Here is a 22,847-nt window from a genome sequence, read left to right as displayed (position 1 = left end):
TTTCTGCCTCGGCAGTGAAGGTTGGCTCTCCGGGCGCGTAGTTTTAACGACAACACGCGTCGGTAGGAGCAGCCTTGGCACGGAAGATCGGCAGCCGGTACACCGCCCACCAGATCCTGGGGCGGGGCAGCGCCGGCACGGTGTGGCTGGGTGAGGGTCCAGAAGGCCCCGTCGCCATCAAGCTGCTGCGCGAGGACCTCGCCTCCGACCAGGAGCTCGTCGGGCGCTTCGTGCAGGAGCGGACGGCGCTGCTCGGCCTGGAGCACCCGCACGTGGTGTCGGTGCGCGACCTGGTGGTGGACGGCAACGACCTGGCGCTGGTCATGGACCTCGTGCGGGGCACCGACCTGCGGACCCGGCTGGAGCGGGACCGGCGCCTCGCGCCCGAGGCGGCCGTCGCGATCTCGGCCGACATCGCCGACGGGCTGGCGGCCGCGCACGCCGCGGGGGTCGTGCACCGGGACGTGAAGCCGGAGAACGTCCTCCTGGACATGCAGGGCCCTCTGGGCCCGGGCGGCTCCCACCGCGCCCTGCTGACCGACTTCGGCGTGGCGAAACTCATCGACACCCCGCGCCGCACCAAGGCCACGAAGATCATCGGCACGCCGGACTACCTCGCCCCGGAGATCGTCGAGGGCCTGCCGCCCCGCGCCTCCGTCGACATCTACGCGCTCGCCACGGTCCTCTACGAGCTGCTGGCCGGCTTCACCCCGTTCGGCGGCGGCCACCCGGGTGCGGTCCTGCGCCGGCACGTCACGGAGACGGTCGTCCCGCTGCCCGGCATCCCGGACGAGCTGTGGCAGCTCCTCGTGCAGTGCCTGGCCAAGGCGCCGGCCTCGCGGCTGCGGGCCTCTGAGCTCGGGGCCCGGTTGCGGGAGCTGCTGCCGATGCTGGCGGGCATGCCGCCGCTGGAGGTGGACGAGCCGGACACGGAGTCCGCCGAGGAGGCGGACCGGGAGGAGCAGTCCGCCGGACCGGCACCGGCCGGGGAGCGGGTCCGCAGGCGGGGCGCGGTCCCCCTGGTGCCGGGCGCCAAACCGGCCGACTCCAACCGGGACACGCACACCTCGATGCGCGTACCCGCACCCGACGAACTGGCCGGCGGCGCCCACGGCACGGCCCGGGCCCCGCGCGCGTCGGGCACGCCGAGGCCGGGTTCGGCCCGCAACCGTGCCATCGCCCGGCGCCGCCGCGTGGCCCTGGGCGTGGCCGCGGTCGCCCTGGCGGCGGCGGCCGGCGTCGGGGCGTGGATGTCCACATCGGGCGACGACGCGAGCACACCGCCCCAGGACACGAAGAACTCGGCCCCGCAGTCCCCCTGACCCGCCGCGGAGTCCGGACCGGCTGCCGGCGGGCGCGGGGGTGGCGCGTGCCCGGCTGTCGACGGCGGTGACCGGCGCGGGGCGCCGCAGGACGCCGAGACCTCGGAGCCCCGTCCCTTGAACGGTCGGCTCCGGCAGCCCGGCGCTGGCCGCCGGGCGGAGCCGTTACGCTGGAGGCGTGGCAGTCGTCGATGTATCCGAAGAGCTCAAGTCCCTCTCCTCGACCATGGAGTCGATCGAGGCCGTTCTGGACCTCGACAGGCTGAGGGCAGACATCGCCGTGCTCGAGGAGCAGGCGGCCGCGCCGTCCCTGTGGGACAACCCCGAAGAGGCGCAGAAGATCACCAGCAAGCTGTCCCATCTCCAGGCCGAGGTGCGCAAGGCGGAAGCCCTGCGCGGTCGTATCGACGACCTCGCCGTCCTCTTCGAGATGGCCGAGGAGGAGGACGACCCGGACACCCGCGCCGAGGCCGAGTCCGAGCTCCTCGCCGTGAAGAAGGCGCTGGACGCGATGGAGGTCCGCACGCTCCTCTCCGGCGAGTACGACGCCCGTGAGGCCCTGGTGAACATCCGCGCCGAGGCCGGGGGCGTCGACGCCGCCGACTTCGCCGAGAAGCTCCAGCGCATGTACCTGCGGTGGGCCGAGCAGCGCGGCTACAAGACCGAGGTCTACGAGACGTCGTACGCGGAGGAGGCCGGCATCAAGTCGACCACCTTCGCCGTCCAGGCGCCCTACGCGTACGGCACGCTCTCCGTCGAGCAGGGCACGCACCGGCTGGTGCGCATCTCGCCCTTCGACAACCAGGGCCGGCGGCAGACCTCCTTCGCGGGCGTGGAGGTCCTGCCCGTGGTCGAGAAGTCGGACCACGTCGACATCGACGAGAGCGAACTGCGGGTCGACGTCTACCGGTCCTCGGGCCCCGGTGGTCAGGGCGTGAACACCACGGACTCCGCGGTGCGCATCACCCACATCCCCACCGGCATCGTGGTCTCCTGCCAGAACGAGCGCTCGCAGATCCAGAACCGGGCGACGGCCATGAACGTGCTCCAGGCCAAGCTGCTGGAGCGGCGCCGCCAGGAGGAGCAGGCCAAGATGGACGCCCTCAAGGGCGACGGCGGCAACTCCTGGGGCAACCAGATGCGTTCGTACGTGCTGCACCCCTACCAGATGGTCAAGGACCTGCGCACCGACTTCGAGGTCGGCAACCCCGAGGCCGTGTTCAACGGCGAGATCCAAGGGTTCCTCGAAGCCGGAATTCGCTGGCGCAAGCAGCAGGAGAAGTAAGTTTGTCGATAAGGCAACTGCCGACGTCAGGGCGGCAGTTGCCTTTTCTGTGCCCGCATGTCTGGGTTTTACATCACACTCACAGACTCAGACTCCCGGCATTGCCCCCGTACTTGGACATGGCGCCCGCAAACGCCCTTGACGTGTTCTTGAAAAATGGGAAGGGTGAAGCGCGGCATGCGTGTCTCTGGGGCGCATGTGAACCGGGGGGCTCTTCACCGCAGCTATCCCCGTCGAGCACAGCCCCGAGCGGTGCCTAATGACGATGAGCTACTGGGGGTAGCAACCACATGACGAAGAAGACGCGGATCCGTGTCGCGCGGATAGCGGCCGGCGCCGTGATCGCGGCCGGTGCCTCGCTTACCGCCGCCGGTGCCGCATCCGCCGCGGAGTCCGAGGACTGCCTGCTGGGCATCCTGTGCGCCAAGGAGTCGCCGGTCCCGACTCCGACGCCGCCGGTTCCCACCGAGCTTCCCACCGACCCGCCGACGGACCTCCCGACCGACCCGCCGTCGACCGAGGAGCCCACCGACGAGCCGACCGAGCCGACGGACGAGCCGACCGAGCCGACCGAGGACCCGACGAGCCAGCCGACCGACCCGGGCAACGGCAACGGCGGTGGTAACGGCAACGGCGGCGGCAACGGCAACGGCGGCGGAAACGGCAACGGCGGCAGTGTCAGCGGCGGCAACGCCGCCGACCCCGACGGTGGCACCGCCCCGCAGCAGGAGGGCTCCTCGTCCCTCACCGACACCGGCTCGGACGCCACTCCGGCGGCGCCGCAGGCCCAGGGCAACGGCCAGGAGCTCGCCGAGACGGGTGCCGCGCAGACCACCTTCCTGGTGATCGGCGCCGCCACGATGATCGCCGGCGGTGTCGGCTTCCGCGTCCTGCCGCGCCTCATGGGCGGCCGGGGCGGGACTGCCGCCTGACGGTAGCCGCGTCCGTACGGACGGTAGGCACAGCGCAACGCCGAGGGCCCGGAGCGAAACGCTCCGGGCCCTCGGCCGTGTTTTTGGACCGCTGAGTACGCCGCCGGGCGTATCAGGCGGTCTGGTGCGCCAGCAGCGCCACCGCGGCGATCAGCACTGCCAGCAGTGCGATCAGCGCCATCGGGTTCAGACCCGCGAGGAAGTTCTCCTGCTGCAGCCGCTCGCGGTTCGCACGGCACACGTGGCACCGGCCCTCGCTCACGGGCGCCGCGCAGTTCGCGCACACCAGCCGGTCGTACGTCATGCGCTCGCCCTCCTTGCGCCGGTTCCCTGTGTGTAACGCTCGCAGTGGTGCGAACGTTCCCTCTCCACTGTGCCAGGTTCCTCCGGAGGTCGCGCGGGTCGCTCCCAAAGGGGTGGGTGTGCATGGTTGCGCGGCCGCGGGCCGGTGGGGGCTGGTCGCGCCCACGCGGCGGAGCCGCATATGTCACAGCCCCGCGCCCCTTGGGCCGGCACAAAACGCCACATCCACTACGCAACCACAGCCGGTGACTGCGGTCTGCTGCCCGGTTCGCGTATGGTCACGCTCATCTACCCCCGGCTACCCGTGGTGCATCCGTGATCCGATTCGACAACGTCTCCAAGGTCTACCCCAAGCAGACCCGCCCCGCCCTCAGGGATGTCTCCCTGGAGGTCGAGAAGGGCGAGTTCGTCTTCCTCGTGGGGTCCTCCGGCTCCGGAAAGTCCACCTTCCTGCGGCTGATCCTCCGCGAGGAGCGGTGCAGCCACGGACAGGTGCACGTTCTGGGCAAGGACCTCGCGCGCCTCTCCAACTGGAAGGTGCCGCAGATGCGGCGCCAGCTGGGGACGGTCTTCCAGGACTTCCGCCTGCTGCCGAACAAGACGGTCGGCGAGAACGTCGCCTTCGCGCAGGAGGTCATCGGCAAGTCGCGCGGCGAGATCCGCAAGTCCGTGCCGCAGGTGCTCGACCTCGTCGGGCTCGGCGGCAAGGAGGACCGGATGCCCGGTGAGCTGTCCGGTGGTGAGCAGCAGCGCGTCGCCATCGCGCGGGCCTTCGTCAACCGGCCCAAGCTGCTGATCGCCGACGAGCCCACCGGCAACCTCGACCCGCAGACCTCCGTCGGCATCATGAAGCTGCTCGACCGCATCAACCGGACGGGCACGACCGTGGTGATGGCCACGCACGACCAGAACATCGTGGACCAGATGCGCAAGCGCGTCATCGAACTCGAGAAGGGCCGCCTCGTCCGCGACCAGGCCCGCGGTGTCTACGGCTACCAGCACTGAGACCGCACCCGAGAGTCACGGAAAGGCATAACCCCTCGCCATGCGCGCCCAGTTCGTCCTGTCGGAGATCGGCGTCGGTCTCCGCCGCAATCTGACGATGACCTTCGCCGTCGTCGTCTCCGTCGCCCTGTCGCTCGCCCTGTTCGGCGGGTCGCTCCTGATGAGCGACCAGGTCAACACCATGAAGGGCTTCTGGTACGACAAGGTCAACGTCTCGATCTTCCTCTGCAACAAGAGCGACGCCGAGTCCGACCCCAACTGCGCCAAGGGCGCGGTGACGGACGACCAGAAGAAGCAGATCAAGGCCGACCTCGACAAGATGGGCGTCGTCCAGACGGTCACCTACGAGTCGCAGGACCAGGCGTACAAGCACTACAAGGAGCAGTTCGGCGACTCCCCGCTGGCCAGCTCCCTCACGCCGGACCAGATGCAGGAGTCGTACCGCATCAAGCTGAAGGACCCGCAGAAGTACCAGGTCATCGCCACCGCCTTCAACGGCCGGGACGGCGTGCAGTCCGTGCAGGACCAGAAGGGCATCCTGGACAACCTCTTCAAGCTGCTGAACGGCATGAACTGGGCCGCGCGCGCGGTGATGGCGCTGATGCTGGTCGTCGCGCTGATGCTGATCGTCAACACGGTGCGCGTCTCGGCGTTCAGCCGCCGGCGCGAGACCGGCATCATGCGCCTGGTCGGCGCCTCGGGCTTCTACATCCAGGCGCCGTTCATCATGGAGGCCGCGGTCGCCGGGCTCATCGGCGGCACCCTCGCGTGCGCCTTCCTGCTGATCGCCCGGTACTTCCTCATCGACCACGGACTGGCCCTGGCCGACCAGCTGACGCTGATCAACTTCATCGGCTGGGACGCCGTCCTGACGAAGCTGCCGCTCATCCTCGCCACGAGCCTGCTGATGCCCGCGTTGGCCGCGTTCTTCGCGCTGCGCAAGTACTTGAAGGTGTGACGCATACCAAGAGGGGCCGTGCGGTCAACAAGCCGTACGGCCCTTTCCCTTGTCCTAGACTCACCGGCATGTCAGGCCGTGACCCGTTCTGTCAGCCCCGTCGCAACCGCCGCGGGGCCGCCCTGACATTGATGTTCGCGAGCGTGCTCGTCGCCGGAGCGGCCACGGGATCCCTCCCGCAGGCCGAGCGGAAGTCCGCGCAGGACGAGGCCCGTTCGGCCACCCCGGCCGGGCACCACGCGGACGTCGCCAGGGCGGCCGAGGAGGCCATGGCCGACGGCAAGTCCCCGATGGAGGCCGCGAAGCGCGCCGTCAGCCGCAGCGGCGACCGCTGGGGCGCCGTCTACTCCCGGGGCGACTACGAGGAGTTCGAGGAGACCCTCGACGGCCAGTACACCGGTGTCGGCCTGTGGGCGCGCAGCGAACGCGACGGCCGTATCGAGGTGACGAAGGTGCGCGCCGGCTCGCCCGCTGCCACCGCCGGGATCCGCCCCGGAGACGTGCTGCGCAGCGTCGACGGTGAGAAGACCGACGGGCGGCCCGTCACCGAGGTCGTCTCCTTGCTGCGCGGGGACGCCACCGACGCCTCCGCCGGCACCACCGTGCGCCTCGGCCTGGAGCGCGGCACGCGCGCGTGGACCGAGACCCTGCGCCGGGCCCAGCTGTCCACGGACTCGGTCACCGTCCGGGAAGTCGCCGGCTCTGTCTCCGTCATCCGGGTCGACACCTTCACCAAGGGCTCCGGCGACCAGGTCCGCGAGGCCGTCCGGCAGGCCCCGCCCGGCGGCGGGATCGTCCTCGACCTGCGCGGCAACTCCGGCGGCCTGGTCACCGAGGCCGTCACCGCCGCCTCCGCCTTCCTCGACGGCGGCCTGGTCGCCACGTACGGCGTCGACGGCGAGCAGCGCGCCCTGCACGCCGAGCCCGGCGGCGACACGACCAGACCCCTGGTCGCGCTCGTCGACGGCGGGACGATGAGTGCGGCCGAACTCCTCACCGGCGCCGTCCAGGACCGCGGACGGGCGCTCGTGGTGGGTTCCCGGACCTTCGGCAAGGGCTCGGTCCAGATGCCGAGCCGGCTGCCCGACGGCTCCGTCGCGGAGCTGACCGTCGGGCACTACCGCACTCCTTCCGGCCGCGCGGTCGACGGCCGGGGCATCACGCCCGACCTGGAGGCCGACGAAGGGGCCCTCCAGCGGGCCGAGACCGTACTGCGCGGTCTGACCGGCCCCTCGTAATCGACTTCCCGCGGGCCCCCTCCGTAGTGCGAAAATGGGCGGCACTATGGCTAAGGAAAAAGGGCGCAAGATGATCGCGCAGAACAAGAAGGCGCGGCACGACTACCTCATCATCGACACCTACGAGGCCGGTCTGGTCCTCACCGGCACCGAGGTGAAGTCGCTGCGCCAGGGACGGGCGTCGCTGGTCGACGGCTTCGTGCAGATGGACGGGCACGAGGCGTGGCTCTACAACGTGCACGTGCCGGAGTACAGCCAGGGCACGTGGACCAACCACAGTGCCCGCCGCAAGCGGAAGCTGCTGCTGCACCGCGAGGAGATCGACAAGCTGGAGTCGAAGTCGCAGGAGACGGGTCACACCATCGTGCCCCTCGCCCTGTACTTCAAGGACGGCCGCGCCAAGGTCGAGATCGCGCTGGCGAAGGGCAAGAAGGAGTACGACAAGCGCCAGACGCTCCGCGAGAAGCAGGACCGGCGCGAGGCCGAGCGGGTGATCTCCGCGGTACGGCGGAAGCAGCGGGCGTGACCTGCATCACACGCCGGGGCCGGGAATGCTCCGGCGCAGGGAGGCGTTGAACCCGGTACGACGGCGGGGTGACCGCCGGGAATACGGTGGCATCGGCGGAGGTTGATCCCGTACGATGGCATCTGCACCGCCCAGGCGGTGTGAGCCCCTCACAGCGGGGGCGACGATTGAAAAAACAACATGGGGATGATCGGTTTCGACAGCGGCTGTCGAAGCAGGGGAAGCGTGTCGAGGAAGCGGCCATGATCTCGTAAACCACAGGCCGAAAAAAATAATCGCCAATTCCAAGCGATCCATCTCCCAGGGCGAGCTCGCCCTCGCTGCCTGATCTTCAGGTAGCGAGCAGCGGCTCCCCTACTTAAGGGAGTGTCAGCCCGGGGGTGTTCCCGACCCGGATCCTGGCATCATTTAGGGAACTAAACCTTGATCCCGGTCACGGGGTGAAGAGGGAAACCACACAGTGACTGGGCCCGTCGGAGACTTGTCGGCGTGATCTCCGGGGCCGAGAAAAGCACAGCCGACTGCACACGGAGAAGCCCTGGTTCCGCACCGTTGGACGCGGGTTCGATTCCCGCCATCTCCACTCATCCCATGTGGGCACAGGCCCCGTCGCTTACGAGCGGCGGGGCCTTTGTCATGTGGGGCCCGTGCTCCCCCGCTCCGTCAGCCGCGGCGGCAGCAACGTCACCTCCGGTACGGGTGTGCCGTGCAGTGTTTCCATCAGGACTTCCACCGCTCGGGTGCCCAGCTCCGCGGCCGGCAGGGGGACCGACGTGATGGTCGCGGGGTCGTCGGGGCAGACGGCCGTGATCGACAGGTCCTCGGGAATGCGGAGGCCGAGCCGCTGGAAGGCCGTGATCAGGGGTTCCAGCAGGGGGGCGTTGTGGACGACCACGGCCGTCAGGGCGGGGTGTTCGCGCAGCAGCCGGTCCGCGATGCCGCGGGCCTCGGCCGGGGCCGGCACGGCGGGGTGCACCGACGAAGCAAGCCCGTGGTGGACGGCCGCGGCCGTGAAGCCCTCGACCAGGCGGTGGGCCGAGGCGGTCCTGCGGAGGTAGACCTCCGGTGGCGAGCCGACCAGGGCCACCGTGCGGTGGCCGAGCCGGGCCAGGTGGTCCACGCACGCCTCGCCCGCCGCCCTGTGGTCCAGGTCCACGCAGGTCAGACCCTGCGGGTCGGCGGGCAGGCCGAGCAGGACGGACGGGCGGTTCAGGGCGCGGAGCAGGGGGAGACGTGGGTCGTGGAGGCCGACGTCCATGACCACCAACGCGTCCGCCGGCGCCGGTTCCCCGACGCGGGCCAGGCCCTCCTCATGGGTGAGGAGCAGGACGTCGTGGCCGTACTCGCGTGCCGCCGTCACCACCGACTGCATCACACGCATCATCGCCGGTACGTGGACGCCGGTGCGCAGCGGAGCCGCCACGGCCAGGACTTTCGACCTACCGTGCGCCGGCGCGCCCGACGGTGGGCGGTAGCCCAGTTCCCGGGCCGCCGCCTCGACCCTCCGCCGGGTCTCGGCGGAGATCGGGCGCTTGCCGCTCAGCGCGTACGACACGGTGCTGGGGGAGACCCCGGCCCGCCGTGCCACGTCCGTGATCCTGACCATCAGGTCGGCTCCGGCCCCAGTGCCAGGGAGCGGGTTCCGGCCGGTGCCCGGACCTCGTGTCCTGCTGCGGCGAGCGCCCAGGGAGCCGCCGGGTCGCTGCACGTCGCCCGCAGGGTGTCTTCCTCGCGTACGACCGTGAAGGTCACGTCCCCGACCCGTACCGCCGTCTCGTCGCCGGGCCCAAGGCCGTACGCCCGCAGTGTCACCCCGTCGGCGTGGTCGTAGTCCGGGCGGTCGTCCACCGCGCCCACCGGGATCACCGCACCCGGCCTGACCAGCAGCGGCACGCTCAGGAAGGCGTGCCGCTCGCGCACCCAGCGCGGGCCGGTCACCTGCTCGCCGGTGAGGAAGTGTGTCCAGGTGCCCTCGGGGACGTAGTACGTGACGTCGCCCTCGTCGCTGAACACCGGTGCCACGAGGAGGTCCGGGCCGAGCATGTACTGCCGTTCCAGGTGCGCGCAGCCCGGGTCGTCCGGGAACTCCAGCACCATCGCCCGCATCATCGGCACGCCCTCGGTGTGGGCGGCCCGGGCCGTCTCGTAGAGGTAGGGCATGAGGCGCAGCTTCAGCCGGATGAAGTGGCGCGCGACCTCCACCGACTCCTCGTCGAACAGCCAGGGGACGCGGTAGGAACTGCTGCCGTGCAGGCGGCTGTGCGAGGAGAGCAGGCCGAAGGCCAGCCAGCGCTTGAACAGGGCCGGGGTCGGGGTGCCCTCGAAGCCGCCGATGTCATGGCTCCAGAAGCCGAAGCCGGACAGCCCGAGGGACAGGCCGCCGCGCAGCGACTCGGCCATCGACTCGTACGTCGCCTCGCAGTCGCCGCCCCAGTGCACGGGGAACTGCTGGCTGCCCGCCGTCGCCGAGCGGGCGAAGAGGACGGCCTCCGCCTCGCCTCGGTGCTTGCGGAGCACCTCGAAGACCGTGCGGTTGTACAGGTACGTGTAGTAGTTGTGCATCCGCTCCGGGTCGGAGCCGTCGGACCAGGTCACATCGACCGGCACCCGTTCGCCGAAGTCGGTCTTGAAGCAGTCGACGCCCTGCGCGAGCAGCGCCTCCAGCTTGGCGGCGTACCAGTCACGGGCGGCCGGGCTGGTGAAGTCGACCAGGGCCATGCCGGGCTGCCACAGATCCCACTGCCACACGCTGCCGTCCGGGCGCTTCAGCAGATGCCCGAGCGCCTTGCCCTCGGCGAACAGCGGGGAGCGCTGGGCGATGTACGGATTGATCCAGACGGAGACGCGCAGACCACGGGCCTTCAGCCGGGCCAGCATGCCCTCCGGGTCGGGGAAGACCCGGGCGTCCCACTGGAAGTCGCACCAGTGGAACTCGCGCATCCAGAAGCAGTCGAAGTGGAAGACGGACAGGGGGAGTTCGCGTTCCCGCATGCCCTCGATGAAGGACGTCACCGTCTTCTCGTCGTACGACGTCGTGAAGGACGTCGACAGCCACAGGCCGAACGACCAGGCGGGCGGCAGGGCCGGGCGGCCGGTCAGGGCCGTGTACTTGCGCAGGATCTCCTTCGGCGTCGGACCGTGGACGACGTAGTACGTCAGCTCCTGCGTCTCCGCGCTGAACTGCACCCGGGACACGACCTCCGAGGCGACCTCGAAGGACACCTTGCCCGGGTGGTCGACGAAGACGCCGTAGCCCGCGTCCGTGAGGTAGAAGGGGACGTTCTTGTAGGCCTGTTCGCTGCATGTGCCGCCGTCGGCCTGCCAGATGTCGACGACCTGGCCGTTCTTGACCAGCGGGCCGAAGCGCTCGCCCAGGCCGTAGACGGACGTGCCGACCTGGAGGACCAGCTGCTCGCGCAGGTGGTGGGCGCCGGCCGCGTCCCGCATGATGCCCATGCTCTTGTCGCCGCTGCTGGTGAGGGTGCGGCCGTGCGCGAGGAACTCCACGTGCCAGGGGGCGCCGCGGGCCACCCGGACCGACAGCTCGCCCGAGGTCAGGGTCGCGTGCTCGTCGTTGCAGGAGATCCGCGGGGTGGCGCCCGACCCGGTGAGCTCGAACTCGGGACCCCGCGGCTCCCCTCCCGTGAAGTGCGTCAGCGTCAGGCCGATGACGTCGGGCATGGGCGTGTGCGCGCGGAGCGTCAGGACGGGGCCCTTCAGCAGGTCCCCGCGGGAGCGGACGGGCCGGGTCGGTGCGTGGATCTCCAGGGCGCCGTCCGACTCGGTGACGTCGAGCACCTCGGCCGGGTACGCCGCCGTGACGCCCTCCCGGAGCAGCCAGTAGCCGTCGGTGAACTTCATGTGGGGGGTCCTTCTTCCCGTGCCCGCGGGGACCGGCACGTGACGTCGAAGCGCTTCGACGAAAGAACGTATGTGGGGTGTGGGAGAGCGTCAATGGGGCGTGCGCTGATCAGTGAAGCGATTCGACGTCCCGCGCAGGGACAGCGCCAGGGCCACGGCCGCCGCCGTCACCGGGATGCCGTACCCCGCCGTCGCCGACAGGCACTCCACCGTCCAGCCGCCGAGCGCGCTGCCGCAGGCGATGCCGCCGAGCAGGCCGGTCACCGCCAGGGTCATGCCCTCGTTCAGCCGGCCCTCCGGGGTGCGCTGCTGGACCAGCGTCATGGTGGTGACCATCGTCGGGGCCGTCGCCATTCCGGCGATCAGCAGCGCACCCGCCAGGAGCGGGAGCGAACCGGTGAGGACGGCCGCGAGGAGGGGCAGGGTCAGCAGCGCGGTCATCGCGGCCACGCACTACGGCAGTCGGGGCGCGGCCGGCCCGGTGGGCTTCGAAGGGCCGTACAGCAGGCCCGCCGCGCACGAGCCCGCCGCCTGGAGCGCGAGCACGACACCGGCCGCCGACCGGTGACCCCGTTCGTCCGCGAAGGCGAGCGTGACGACCTCCGTCGAGCCGAACACCGTGCCCATCGCCAGGCAGACCGCGAGCAGCGGGGGCATGCCGGGGGCGCTCAGCGGCGCCTTCGCGGGTATGTGCGCGCGGACCGGCGGCTCCGTCGCGCGCCAGGTCGTGAACAGGAGCATTCCCGTCAGCAGCAGCACCGCGCCGACGAGTGTGCCCGCCTCGGGGAAGAACGCCCCGCACAGGAAGGCCGCCAGAACCGGGCCCAGCATGAAGCACAGCTCGTCCGCGGCCTGCTCGAAGGAGTTGGCGGTGTGCAGCGCCTTGGCGTCACCGGCCAGCAGATACGCCCAGCGGGCCCGGGACATGCCGCCGGTGTTGGGGGTCGTGGCGGTGGCGGCGTAGGAGGCGAACAGGGTCCAGTCGGGGGCGCCATGGCGCACGCACAGCAGCAGCGCGAGCGAGCCGAGGACGGCGATCACCGTGGCGGGCAGGGCCACCCGGGCCTGCCCGTGGCGGTCGACGAGCCGCGCGGTCCACGGCGCCACCACCGCGGTCGCCGCGAGCCCGGTCGCCGTGACGGCACCGGCGAGGGCGTAGGAGCCCCGCGTCCCGGCGATCATGACGACCGCGCTGACGCTGAACATGCCCATCGGCAGCCGGGCGATCAGGTTGCCGGCGGTGAACGCACCGGCGCCCGGCAGGCGGAAGAGGCGGCGGTAGGGGGTGAGGCGCGGCATGCGTCCACCGTCACCCGGCGGTGATCGACTGGTCCAACACCTGTTCGTCACGGACTCACGCACCTGGGTTGTAGGACCGCCTTGTGTTCTTCATACAGGGATATAGATATTCCTCATGCTCCTCATGGCGCATGGAAAAGATGCTCAACGGGAAAATCCTTCACTCGTTTGCCGCGCATCCGCCGGAGAGGGGCGACGGTTAGTCGGTACATGACCGAGGCGACCAGGAAAGACGGTTGGGCGGTAACGCTCGGCCCGTACACCTACATTCCCGCTCCGGCGCACTCGTCGGCCACAGTCAACGGCACGCTCACCAACGGCGGTTGCCCGGTCACACTGCAAGTGACCGAGCCGGTTCTGCGCGATTTCATCGACATCATGAGCGTGCTGGAAAAGGATCTTGCGCGACGGTGGATCAGTGCGACGGAATGGCCCGCATTCGCGCTTGCGGAATAGTCGGGCCGCGCCATGTATGACAACAAAATCGAGGGCACCGGCCGACACCGGGCTCCGACCCGGGATTTCATTACTCCCCTGACACCACCGGACCCGACCTGGGACCCGGCCGAGGAACTGGCGTTCATCCTCGAGGAGGCACTCGGGGAGCAGGAGTCGAGGATCCCCGCCCCGCGTGACGCGGCACCGGCCGCCCCCGCGGACCCGGCCCCGGGCGAGCGCATGCAGCGGCTCCAGGACATCACCGAGGAACTGCCGCCCGTGCGGGAGGTCCCCCGGCGCCACCGCAAGGTGCGGGCCCGCAGAACCCCCCGCCTGCTCCGCACCACCAGTTTCCTCATCGCCGCCCTGGCGGCCGTCATCGCCTCCGCGGTGAGTCTCCTGAGCGGCATGGTCGCCTACGACCCGCTGCGCCTGGCCGCGCTGTCCCCCGCGGAGCGCAGCCTCGGCGCCTGGTGGCCCCTGCTGGTGTACGGGCCCTGGCTGGTGGCCTCGCTGTCCGTCCTGCGGGCCGCGCTGCACCAGCGCCGCGCCGTGCACTCCTGGTGTGTGGTGCTGGTCTTCTCGTGTGTCGCCGTGCTGCTGTGTGTCGCCCAGGCGCCGAGGACCGTCCTCGGTACAGCGGCGGCCGCCCTGCCCGGGCTGGCGGCGCTCACGTGCTTCCAGCAGGTCGTCCGCCAGATCACGCTGACCCGTCCGCCCGTGCGCACTGTGCCCCGGCACCGCCTGGGGCAGGTTCCGTCGAAGGAGCTGCCCGGTGGGGATGTTCCGGCGGGCGAAGTGACGGGTGCGGGTGCCGGCGCCGGTTCGGTTTCGGGCGGGTGTGCGGGTGAGGGCGAGGGGCCTGGGCGGGTTCGCGGGGGCGGAGGAGGTCGCCAGGGCTGAGGGGTCGCCGGGGCGCCGGGCGGGCAGTCCGCCGCTGTAGGTTCACGGCATGCCCGGCCACCTCGACCCCCGACTCCTGCGTGCCTTCGTCACAGTCGCCGAGGAACTGCACTTCACCCGCGCCGCGGTGCGCCTCCACACGGCCCAGCAGGCACTCAGCCGGGACGTGCGGCGGCTGGAGCGGGAACTGGGCGCCGAGTTGTTCGTGCGGACCACCCGGCAGGTGACGCTCACGCCCGACGGAGAGCGGCTGCTGCCGTACGCCCGCCGCGTGCTCCAGGCGCAGGAGGAACTGCTCGCCGCCTTCGACCAGGCCCGGCCCCTGCTGGTGGACCTCAACTCCCCGGGCCTGGTCACACCGCGCCGCGTGCTGCACCGGGCGCGTGAACTCGCCCCCGGGCATGAGCTGATGGCCCGCTACGAGAGCGGCCTGACCGGGGCCGCCGGGGAGTTGCTCGCGGGCCGGCTGGACGCGTCGTTCGGACGGTTCGCCGGGCTGGACCCGGCGCTGCGGTCCGGGCTCGACCACCAGCCCGTGCGGTACGAGCCGATGGCTGTCGTACTGCCCGAGGACCACCGGCTGGCCGCGCTGGCGGAGGTGCCGCTCGCCGAGCTGGCCGGCGAGACCGTCTACGCGGGTGCCGGCAATCCCCGGACGCCGGAGTGGACCGGCCTCGCGCGGCTGCTGTTCGAGGGGCGGGGCATCGAGATCGCACCACCGGCACCCCTGGCCGTGGGGGAGGAGGAGTTCCAGCGGGTCATGGCCCGTACGCGTAACCCGGTCCTGGCCGTCGTGGGGTTCCCGGCTCTGCCGGCGACGGTGTCCCGTCCTCTGGTCGATCCCGTTCCGCTTTCCCCCGTCTCGCTGGTGTGGCGCAAGGGCCTGACGCACCCCGCGCTCGACGCGCTGCGACGGGCGGCGGCGCTGCTGGCGGTGGAGGAGGGGTGGCTTCGGAGGCCCGCCGGGGGGTGGGTTCCGGCCACCGATGATGTCCTCATGATGTCTCACCGGTGACACGATTCGGCACGTGGTCCGCACATATCCTCCGCGTGCGCTACATTCGACGCCTGAGCACGGTGTGGTAATGGGGGGCGCTCTGGACGGGTTGGGGACCTGGTCCGGACGACGGGTGCTCAGGTCGTACGCGCACCTGAACCATCCCGTGGGGGGAAGTGCGTGCGTGTGAAACCGTGGCGAGAAGACGCCCAACCCGAATGGCCCCAGGTCGCAACGGCGACCGGTGAACTCCCCGCGGACGGCAGAGCCCCGGACCGGAGAGCCACGCAGGTCTTCGCTGGCGGCGACGTCCAGGTGACGGGCACCCGCCCGTCCGCCGGGACGGAGCTGACGGAGATACTGCGCGGCATTCCCCGGCAGAGCGAGGGCGAGGCCGACTCGTTCGCGGCGGCTTCCGGTACCCGGCCGGCCGTCCGCGACCCCTGGCAGGAGGACGCCGACCCGGTCGGGCACGCCCGGGCCGGGACCCTCGCCGGGCACACTCACGACCCGCACGAGGTCACCGTCCAGCTCGACGCCGTGCAGCTCGGGGACGGGTTCCTACGGCAGGTCAAGGAGGACACCGGCGCGAGCACCGCCGACCGGCCCGTCTTCGTGGACGAGTCCGGTCGCCGCAGCCGTCGCCTCCGCCGTATCGGCATAGCCGTCGCCCTGGCCTGCGGGGTCTACGCCGTCGTCATCGTCGCCACGCTGCTGTCGGGCAACTCCAACGCGCCCTGGCTGCCCGTGCCGGGCCAGCAGGAGGGCCAGCCGGCCGGGCAGGTCGACACCCCGCCGCAGCCCACCGAGTCGGCACCGGCCGGTGACCCGGGCGCCACCGCCCCGGGCAGCGCGCCGACGACCGGCGAGGCCACGGCACCTGCGCCCGGCCCCAGCGCCCTCGAACCCGCGGCCTCCGCGAGCCCGGGCCGTTCCGGCGCGACCGCCGGGCCCTCGCCGACGGCGACCCCGACCGCACCGGCCCCGGGGAAGGGCGTGACCGACCCGACCCCGACCGAGCCGGCGGACCCGCCGACCACGCCGGCGACCGACCCGACGCCGACGGTCGAGCCCACGCCGGAACCGACCGAGCCCACGGGCGCCGGCGACGGCGGCACCGAAACGGTCGCCGAAGGCCCGCCCGAGATGCCGCCCGTCGTCCAGCCGCCCGTCGCGCAACCGCCCGTCGAGCAGCCACCCGCCGTCTAGACCCGGTCGCGAGGGCGGCGCCCGCCGCGTCCGCCCTCCAGAGGAGATCCGGGGGGACAGGGCGCTCCGGCGCCCCGGATCTCAAGCCCCGAACTCCCGGTCCTCCTGGAGCGGAGGGACCCGATGACGCCGCGGAGCATGCCTGCGCCGTCCCCGCACCACCCCGTCCCCGCAGCACTTCACCCTCGCACCACCCCGGAGTACCACCACCCATGGCATCCCGTACCCGCCGTTCCGGGCCCGCGCCCCGAGCCCGTGGCGGTTCCAGGCGCCGCCTGCCCCTGCGCCTGCTGCTGCCCCTGCTCGTCCTCGTCGCGCTGATGGCGATGCTCATGCTGCGCGGCTACGTGCACAGCGAGATCCTCGCCGACCACCGGGTCCGGCCGCCCGCCGCCACCGACCAGGTGCCGGAGAAGATCATGAACGGCGGCCCGGTCATCGACACCCGCAGCGGCCGCACCGAGAGCCTGCGCGTGCCCGACCGCCGCCTGGTCCTCACCTTCGACGACGGCCCGGACCCGGTCTGGACGCCGAAGGTCCTGGACGTCCTGAAGAAGCACGACGCGCACGCGGTCTTCTTCGTCACCGGCACCATGGCCTCGCGCTACCCGGACCTGGTCGGGCGCATGGTCGCGGAAGGCCACGAGATCGGTCTGCACACCTTCAACCACCCCGACCTGTCCTACCAGTCCAAGAAGCGCATCGACTGGGAGCTGTCCCAGAACCAGCTCGCCCTCTCGGGCGCGGCGGGTATCCGCACCTCCCTCTTCCGGCCGCCGTACTCCTCCTTCGCCGGCGCCATGGACAACCTGTCCTGGCCGGTGACCGAGTACATCGGCCGCCGCGGCTACATCACCGTCGTCAACAACACCGACAGCGAGGACTGGCGCAAGCCCGGCGTCGAGGAGATCGTCCGCAAGGCCACGCCCAAGGGCGGCAAGGGCGCCATCGTCCTGCTGCACGACTCCGGCGGCGACCGCCACCAGACCGTCGAGGCACTGGACCGCATGCTGCCCGACCTGCGCGAGCAGGGGTACGAGTTCGCCAACCTCACCGAGGCCCTGGACGCCCCGAGCGCGCACTCCCGGGTCACCGGCCTCGAGCAGTGGAAGGGCAAGGCGTGGATCTTCCTGGTGCAGGCCTCGGAGCACCTCACCGACGGGCTGGTCGTCGGCCTCGCGATCGTCGGCACCCTCGTCATCGGCCGTTTCGTCCTGATGCTGGTGCTCTCCGGGCTGCACGCACGCCGGGTGCGCCGCCGCGGCTTCAGCTGGGGAGCGCCGATCACCGAACCGGTGTCGGTCCTGGTCCCGGCGTACAACGAGGCCAAGTGCATCGAGAACACGGTCCGTTCCCTCGCCGCCAGTGACCACCCCATCGAGGTCCTCGTCATCGACGACGGCTCCTCCGACGGCACGGCACGGATCGTCGAGGCCATGGGTCTGCCCAACGTCCGGGTGGTCCGCCAGCTCAACGCGGGCAAGCCGGCCGCGCTCAACCGCGGTGTGGCCAACGCCCGCTACGACCTGATCGTGATGATGGACGGCGACACGGTCTTCGAACCGTCCACCGTGCGCGAACTGGTGCAGCCGTTCGGCGACCCGCGGGTGGGCGCGGTCGCGGGCAATGCCAAGGTCGGCAACAAGGACACCCTCATCGGCGCCTGGCAGCACATCGAATACGTGATGGGCTTCAACCTCGACCGCCGGATGTACGACGTCCTGCACTGCATGCCGACGATCCCCGGCGCGGTCGGAGCCTTCCGCCGCAGCGCCCTGGAACGGGTCGGCGGCATGAGCGACGACACGCTCGCCGAGGACACCGACATCACCATGGCCCTGCACCGCGACGGCTGGCGCGTGGTCTACGCGGAGAACGCCCGTGCCTGGACCGAGGCGCCCGAGACGGTCCAGCAGCTGTGGTCCCAGCGCTACCGCTGGTCGTACGGCACCATGCAGGCCATCTGGAAACACCGCCGGGCCCTGGTGGACAAGGGCGCCTCGGGCCGCTTCGGGCGCGTGGGCCTGCCCCTGGTGTCCCTCTTCATGGTCGTGGCGCCCCTGCTGGCCCCGCTGATCGACGTGTTCCTCGTCTACGGCCTCGTGTTCGGCCCGACCCAGAAGACGATCATCGCGTGGCTCGGCGTCCTGGCGATCCAGGCGGTGTGCGCGGCTTACGCCTTCCGGCTCGACCGCGAGCGCATGACGCATCTCATCTCGCTGCCCCTCCAGCAGATCCTCTACCGCCAGCTCATGTACGTCGTCCTGCTCCAGTCCTGGATCACCGCCCTCACCGGCGGCCGGCTGCGCTGGCAGAAGCTGCGGCGCACCGGTGTGGTCGGCGCGCCCGGCGGCGGCCCCGTGCCGAGCCAGCGGTCCCAGAGCAGCGGCGAGCGGAGGCCGGTGGCATGACCCACGGAAACCAGATCCCCACGTCGTCGACGGCGTCCGGCATACCGGGCCCGCCGTCGTACGGCATCCCGCAGCAGCGCACGACGGACCCCGCGGCCACGGGCGGAACCGCCCCCGACGCGGCGCCGCGCCAGGGCGGCAGCCGTGACCGCTACCTGGACCTGCTGCGCTCGATCGCCCTGGTCCGTGTCGTCGTGTACCACCTGTTCGGCTGGGCGTGGCTGACGGTGCTGTTCCCGTCGATGGGCGTGATGTTCGCGCTGGCGGGCTCCCTGATGGCGCGCTCGCTGAACCGCCCCGCGCTCGGGGTGGTCCGGGGCCGGATCCGCCGGCTCCTGCCCCCGCTGTGGGCGTTCAGCGTGGTCGTGCTGGTCATGATGTTCGCGGGCGGCTGGAACCCGCTGAAGGACCCGGACCACGGCGGCACCTGGGGCCTGATCGACCTGGTCAACTACGTCTTCCCCGTCGGCGCCCCGCCCTTCCCCTGGCACCTCGGCTCCAAGTCCGGCCTGCTGGAGGACACCTGGGCGGTGCAGGCGGCCGGTCCGCTGTGGTACCTGCGGGCCTACCTCTGGTTCGTCATCGCCTCGCCGCTGCTGCTGTGGGCGTTCCGCCGGGCACCGTGGCCGACGCTGCTGGCGCCCCTGGGCCTCACGGCGGTCGTCGGTACGGGCCTGGTGAAGATCCCCGGCGAGACGGGCAACGCCGTGACGGACTTCGCGGTCTACGGCGGCTGCTGGGTCCTGGGCTTCGCCCACCACGAGGGCCTGCTCAAGCAGATCCCCCGTTACCTGTCGATCTCGTGCGCGGCCCTGCTGATGGCCTTCGGCCTGTGGTGGGCCTCGGGTCACCTGGGCCCCGACGGCTGGGACCTGAACGACATCCCCCTGGCCCAGGCGGCCTGGTCCTTCGGCTTCGTGGTGATCCTGCTCCAGTACTCCCCGTCCTGGCGCGAACTCCCTGGCCGCCTCGCCAGGTGGGACAAGCTCGTGACCCTCTCCAACAACCGCGCCGTCACGATCTACCTCTGGCACAACCTCCTCATCATGGCCACGGTCCCGATCCTCGACCTCCTCTACGAACTGCCGTTCCTCCAGAGCGACAGTGCGGTGTCCGCCCTGGACACCACGTACACGATCTGGATGTTCGTCCTGGTCTGGCCCCTGATCGGCGCGGCGATCCTCGCGTTCGGCTGGGTCGAGGACGTCGCGGCCAAGCGGAAACCCCGGTTGTGGCCGAATAGTGCGCCTCGGGTGAGGGTTCGTGGAAGCCGGAGGCGCTCGGCACCCGGAAGCTGAGCGGGGCCGGCACCGGAGGGGAGGACGGCGTGGTCTGGCCCGCAGGTACGTGTGGTCCGGGCATGGTCGACGAACTCGCGACCGCGATGCCTCCCTTTCCGGCACAGGAGCGCGGTGGGCGCTGCGCCTCCGGCGACTCGGCCCCCGACTCGGCGGACATGGGATCTCCCCTTCCCGTGTGGGGTCCGTAAAGGACAACGGGACTCCGTTTCTCCGGCCTTTACCGGTATGGAAAACTGCCGGAGTTGCGTATGTGAACAACTGTGACCAGTGGGTCGACGGGGGAGCGGTCGGATGAGTAAGCGGCAGACACAGAAGATGCTGCGGTTGATGGCGAGCGGAGAGCCGGTCGAGCTCACCAGCCCGATGGCGTCCGTGAAGAAGCTCGCCCGGCTGGCCTTCGTCGCCCAGCAGTTCGGCTACGAGTACGCGGACGTCCGGCAGAGCAACGGCCGCAACGGCGCGCTCACCATGCTGATCCTGCCCGACCCCAGCCCGCAGGCCCGGGCCCGGGCCGCACAGAACTGGGCGCAGTACCCGGGCGCCGGCGACGGCGTCTCCCTCCCGCCGCTCGTGCCGGACGCCTTCGAGCTCCTCAAGGCCCGCATCAACTTCGACCTCACCGGCAAGAACGCCGAGAAGCGCATGGGCTACGCGGCCCTCGGCATCACCCTCGGCTGCGCGGTCCTCGCCCTCCGCGCCGGCGGTGAGTCCTTCGACTTCGTCGTGGCGGGTGGGGTGTGGCTGCTGTTCATGGCGATCCTCGGCATCGGGCTGCTGGTCACGCGCAAGCGCAACACGAAGTTCGCCGCGCGGTTGCAGGCGGCCGGCTTCATGCCGGTGACCGATGAGAACGGGCGGCTGCGGTATCTGCCGCCCGGGGCGCAGCTGCCGGGGCATGGCAATCCGTTCGGGGCAGGGCCGTACGGCGGCGGGCCGGCGGCCGGGGCGCCGGGATATGCCGGAGCGCCGGGACAGGCGCCGGGGATGCCGGCCCAGCCCGGCGGGATGCCCGCTCCGGCCGCGGGTGCCCCCGCGGGTTACGGACAGCAGGCGCCGGGCCCGTACGCCCAGCCGGGGCCGTACGCCCAGCAGGCGCCGGGCCCGTACCCCGCGCAGCCGGCCCCCGGCCCGTACCCTGCCCAGCCCGCACCGGGCCCGTACGGAGGCCGGCCTGCGCCCGGCCCCTACGGTGCTCAGCCCGCGCCCGGCCCGTACGGTGCTCAGCCCTCCGGCCCCTACAACCAGCCGTATCCTCAGCAGAACGCCCCCGGGCAGCCCCCGCAACACTGACACAATGCCACCGAACCTCTCATCCCGACCAAGGCCGGGGTGAGAGCAAAGTTCCCTCGCGGTCACTCGCTGGCACAGTCACGAAACGAGTCCTCCCTACCTTCGGGACCAGCACTCATGGAACGACCGAGTCCCGGAGCAAGTGGAGGCGTCATGACAGGCCCTGGCACGGCACCCGCACCCCCGAGCAGGGGCGGACGCTGGATCCAGCACTGGGATCCGGAAAACGAGACCTTCTGGAAGGAGACCGGGGAGAAGGTCGCCCGCCGGAACCTCTTCTTCTCGGTGCTCTCCGAGCACATCGGCTTCTCGATCTGGACCCTGTGGTCCGTGCTGGTCCTCTTCATGGGACCGGAGTACGGACTGACCCCGGCCGACAAGTTCATGCTGACCTCGATGGTCACGCTCGTCGGCGCCGTCGTCCGCGTCCCCTACACCTTCGCCGTAGCGATCTTCGGCGGCCGGAACTGGACGATCATCTCCGCCGGCCTCCTCCTCGTCCCGACCGTCGCCGCGTTCACCGTGATGGAGCCGGGCACCTCCTTCTCCACCTTCCTGCTCGTCGGCCTGCTGGCCGGCATCGGCGGCGGTAACTTCGCCTCCTCCATGACCAACATCAACGCCTTCTTCCCGCTGCGGAAGAAGGGCTGGGCCCTCGGCCTGAACGCGGGCGGCGGCAACATCGGCGTACCGGTGATCCAGCTGGCCGCGCTCGGGATCATCGGCGCCGGCGGCGGGCCGCGCGTGCTGCTCGGGATCTACATCCCGCTGATCCTCGTGGCCGCCGTCATGGCCGCGCTCTTCATGGACAACATCGAGAACGTCAAGAACGACACCGGTGCCGCCAAGGACGCCGCGCGGGACGCCCACACGTGGATCATGTCCTTCCTCTACATCGGCACCTTCGGGTCGTTCATCGGATACAGCTTCGCGTTCGGGCAGGTCCTCCAGAACCAGTTCGGACGCACCCCGCTGGAGGCGGCGTACGTCACCTTCATCGGTCCGCTCCTCGGCTCGCTGATCCGCCCCCTGGGCGGCTGGATGGCCGACAAGTACGGCGGCGCGAAGATCAGCCTGTGGAACTACGTCGGCATGGGCATCGCGACGGCGGTCCTGATCGGTGCCTCGATGGAGAAGTCGCTGGCGCTGTTCACCGTGGCGTTCGTGGTGCTGTTCGTGCTCAGCGGGCTCGGCAACGGCTCGACGTTCAAGATGATCCCGGGCATCTTCCAGAACAAGGCACTCGCCAAGGGACTGGAGGGTGAAGCGGCCGCTGCCTACGGGCGTCGCCTCTCCGGCGCCTCCATGGGCCTCATCGGCGCGGTGGGCGCGCTCGGCGGCGTCGGCATCAACCTCGCCTTCCGCCAGTCCTTCCTCTCCTACGGCTCCGGCACCGGCGCCTTCGTCGCATTCCTCGCCTTCTACGCGGTCTGCTTCGCGGTCACCTGGGCCGTATACCTTCGCCGTACGGCTCCCCGGGTACCCGCCACGACGGCGGCCTCGGAGGCGGAGCCGCAGCTCAGCTACGCCAGGGTGTGACGTAACACCGTCGTCATCAAGCCGATCCGA

At 70.9% G+C, this 22,847-nt stretch carries 18 protein-coding genes, 1 other RNA gene and 1 pseudogene; 16 read left to right on the top strand and 4 right to left on the bottom strand.

The window, feature by feature from the left end; genetic code table 11:
- Positions 1-74 precede the first annotated feature (74 nt).
- The 3 genes from CP976_RS17320 (at position 75) to CP976_RS17310 (ending at position 3,539) form a co-directional block, all read left to right on the top strand.
- Entirely contained in the window at positions 75-1,322 is a 1,248-nt protein-coding gene (locus tag CP976_RS17320; protein ID WP_150481191.1) for a serine/threonine-protein kinase, read from the top strand.
- 178 nt (positions 1,323-1,500) lie between these two features.
- Positions 1,501-2,607, top strand: a complete 1,107-nt coding sequence (gene prfB / locus CP976_RS17315; RefSeq protein WP_150481190.1) for a peptide chain release factor 2 — start codon at positions 1,501-1,503, stop codon at positions 2,605-2,607.
- 290 nt (positions 2,608-2,897) lie between these two features.
- Positions 2,898-3,539 carry an LPXTG cell wall anchor domain-containing protein gene (locus CP976_RS17310; RefSeq protein WP_150481189.1) on the top strand — a complete coding sequence of 214 codons (642 nt, stop codon included), beginning with the start codon at positions 2,898-2,900 and terminating at the stop codon, positions 3,537-3,539.
- Positions 3,540-3,651: 112 nt separating this feature from the next.
- Here the strand turns inward: CP976_RS17310 and CP976_RS17305 are convergent, their stop codons facing one another.
- Positions 3,652-3,843 carry a hypothetical protein gene (locus tag CP976_RS17305; protein ID WP_086604469.1) on the bottom strand — a complete coding sequence of 64 codons (192 nt, stop codon included), beginning with the start codon at positions 3,841-3,843 and terminating at the stop codon, positions 3,652-3,654.
- A 314-nt stretch (positions 3,844-4,157) separates the two neighbouring features.
- Between CP976_RS17305 and ftsE the strand changes: the two genes are divergently transcribed.
- The 5 genes from ftsE (at position 4,158) to ssrA (ending at position 8,155) form a co-directional block, all read left to right on the top strand.
- Entirely contained in the window at positions 4,158-4,847 is a 690-nt protein-coding gene (gene ftsE, locus CP976_RS17300) for a cell division ATP-binding protein FtsE (protein ID WP_003990615.1), read from the top strand.
- A gap of 40 nt (positions 4,848-4,887) precedes the next feature.
- Complete coding sequence (gene ftsX / locus CP976_RS17295; RefSeq protein ID WP_086840577.1) at positions 4,888-5,805, top strand: permease-like cell division protein FtsX; 918 nt, start codon at positions 4,888-4,890, stop codon at positions 5,803-5,805.
- Positions 5,806-5,873: 68 nt separating this feature from the next.
- Complete coding sequence (locus CP976_RS17290) at positions 5,874-7,043, top strand: S41 family peptidase (RefSeq protein ID WP_190146787.1); 1,170 nt, start codon at positions 5,874-5,876, stop codon at positions 7,041-7,043.
- A gap of 46 nt (positions 7,044-7,089) precedes the next feature.
- The gene (smpB, locus tag CP976_RS17285; protein ID WP_150481188.1) at positions 7,090-7,569 is read left to right on the top strand and encodes an SsrA-binding protein SmpB; all 480 of its coding nucleotides are present in this window, start codon (positions 7,090-7,092) and stop codon (positions 7,567-7,569) included.
- Positions 7,570-7,751: 182 nt separating this feature from the next.
- Positions 7,752-8,155: a transfer-messenger RNA gene (gene ssrA / locus CP976_RS17280) on the top strand.
- Between the two features lie 48 nt (positions 8,156-8,203).
- Here ssrA and CP976_RS17275 read toward each other — a convergent pair.
- The 3 genes and pseudogenes from CP976_RS17275 to CP976_RS17265 all read right to left on the bottom strand — a co-directional run bounded on the left by CP976_RS17275 (position 8,204) and on the right by CP976_RS17265 (position 12,792).
- Positions 8,204-9,175 (bottom strand): LacI family DNA-binding transcriptional regulator, encoded by a 972-nt coding sequence (locus CP976_RS17275; protein ID WP_150481187.1) that lies wholly within the window; start codon positions 9,173-9,175, stop codon positions 8,204-8,206.
- Positions 9,175-11,430, bottom strand: a complete 2,256-nt coding sequence (yicI, locus tag CP976_RS17270; protein WP_150481186.1) for an alpha-xylosidase — start codon at positions 11,428-11,430, stop codon at positions 9,175-9,177. The genes CP976_RS17275 and yicI overlap by 1 nt, the downstream gene beginning before the upstream one ends.
- Positions 11,431-11,520: 90 nt before the next feature.
- Positions 11,521-12,792 (bottom strand): annotated as a pseudogene (locus tag CP976_RS17265) (MFS transporter).
- Between the two features lie 147 nt (positions 12,793-12,939).
- On the opposite strand from CP976_RS17265, the gene CP976_RS17260 reads away from it, so the two are divergent.
- The 8 genes from CP976_RS17260 to CP976_RS17225 all read left to right on the top strand — a co-directional run bounded on the left by CP976_RS17260 (position 12,940) and on the right by CP976_RS17225 (position 22,817).
- Positions 12,940-13,185: a hypothetical protein gene (locus CP976_RS17260; protein WP_150481185.1), complete on the top strand. Its 246-nt coding sequence runs from the start codon at positions 12,940-12,942 to the stop codon at positions 13,183-13,185.
- 12 nt (positions 13,186-13,197) lie between these two features.
- Entirely contained in the window at positions 13,198-14,070 is an 873-nt protein-coding gene (locus CP976_RS17255; RefSeq protein ID WP_150481184.1) for a hypothetical protein, read from the top strand.
- 49 nt (positions 14,071-14,119) lie between these two features.
- Positions 14,120-15,085: a LysR family transcriptional regulator gene (locus tag CP976_RS17250; RefSeq protein WP_150481183.1), complete on the top strand. Its 966-nt coding sequence runs from the start codon at positions 14,120-14,122 to the stop codon at positions 15,083-15,085.
- Positions 15,086-15,247: 162 nt separating this feature from the next.
- Positions 15,248-16,276: a hypothetical protein gene (locus CP976_RS17245; protein ID WP_229875191.1), complete on the top strand. Its 1,029-nt coding sequence runs from the start codon at positions 15,248-15,250 to the stop codon at positions 16,274-16,276.
- Between the two features lie 212 nt (positions 16,277-16,488).
- Positions 16,489-18,687, top strand: a complete 2,199-nt coding sequence (locus tag CP976_RS17240) for a bifunctional polysaccharide deacetylase/glycosyltransferase family 2 protein (RefSeq protein ID WP_150481182.1) — start codon at positions 16,489-16,491, stop codon at positions 18,685-18,687.
- The gene (locus CP976_RS17235) at positions 18,684-19,985 is read left to right on the top strand and encodes an acyltransferase family protein (protein WP_150481181.1); all 1,302 of its coding nucleotides are present in this window, start codon (positions 18,684-18,686) and stop codon (positions 19,983-19,985) included. Before CP976_RS17240 ends, CP976_RS17235 begins: the two co-directional genes overlap by 4 nt.
- 294 nt (positions 19,986-20,279) lie before the next feature.
- Positions 20,280-21,278, top strand: a complete 999-nt coding sequence (locus CP976_RS17230) for a hypothetical protein (RefSeq protein WP_150481180.1) — start codon at positions 20,280-20,282, stop codon at positions 21,276-21,278.
- 153 nt (positions 21,279-21,431) lie between these two features.
- Entirely contained in the window at positions 21,432-22,817 is a 1,386-nt protein-coding gene (locus CP976_RS17225; RefSeq protein ID WP_150481179.1) for a nitrate/nitrite transporter, read from the top strand.
- Positions 22,818-22,847 lie beyond the last annotated feature (30 nt).

This window comes from Streptomyces coeruleorubidus, from assembly GCF_008705135.1.
In the GTDB taxonomy this organism is placed as follows: Bacteria; Actinomycetota; Actinomycetes; order Streptomycetales; family Streptomycetaceae; genus Streptomyces; species Streptomyces coeruleofuscus.
The sequence above is the reverse complement of the archived record's forward strand: the minus strand, read 5'-3'. Positions and strand labels throughout refer to the sequence as shown.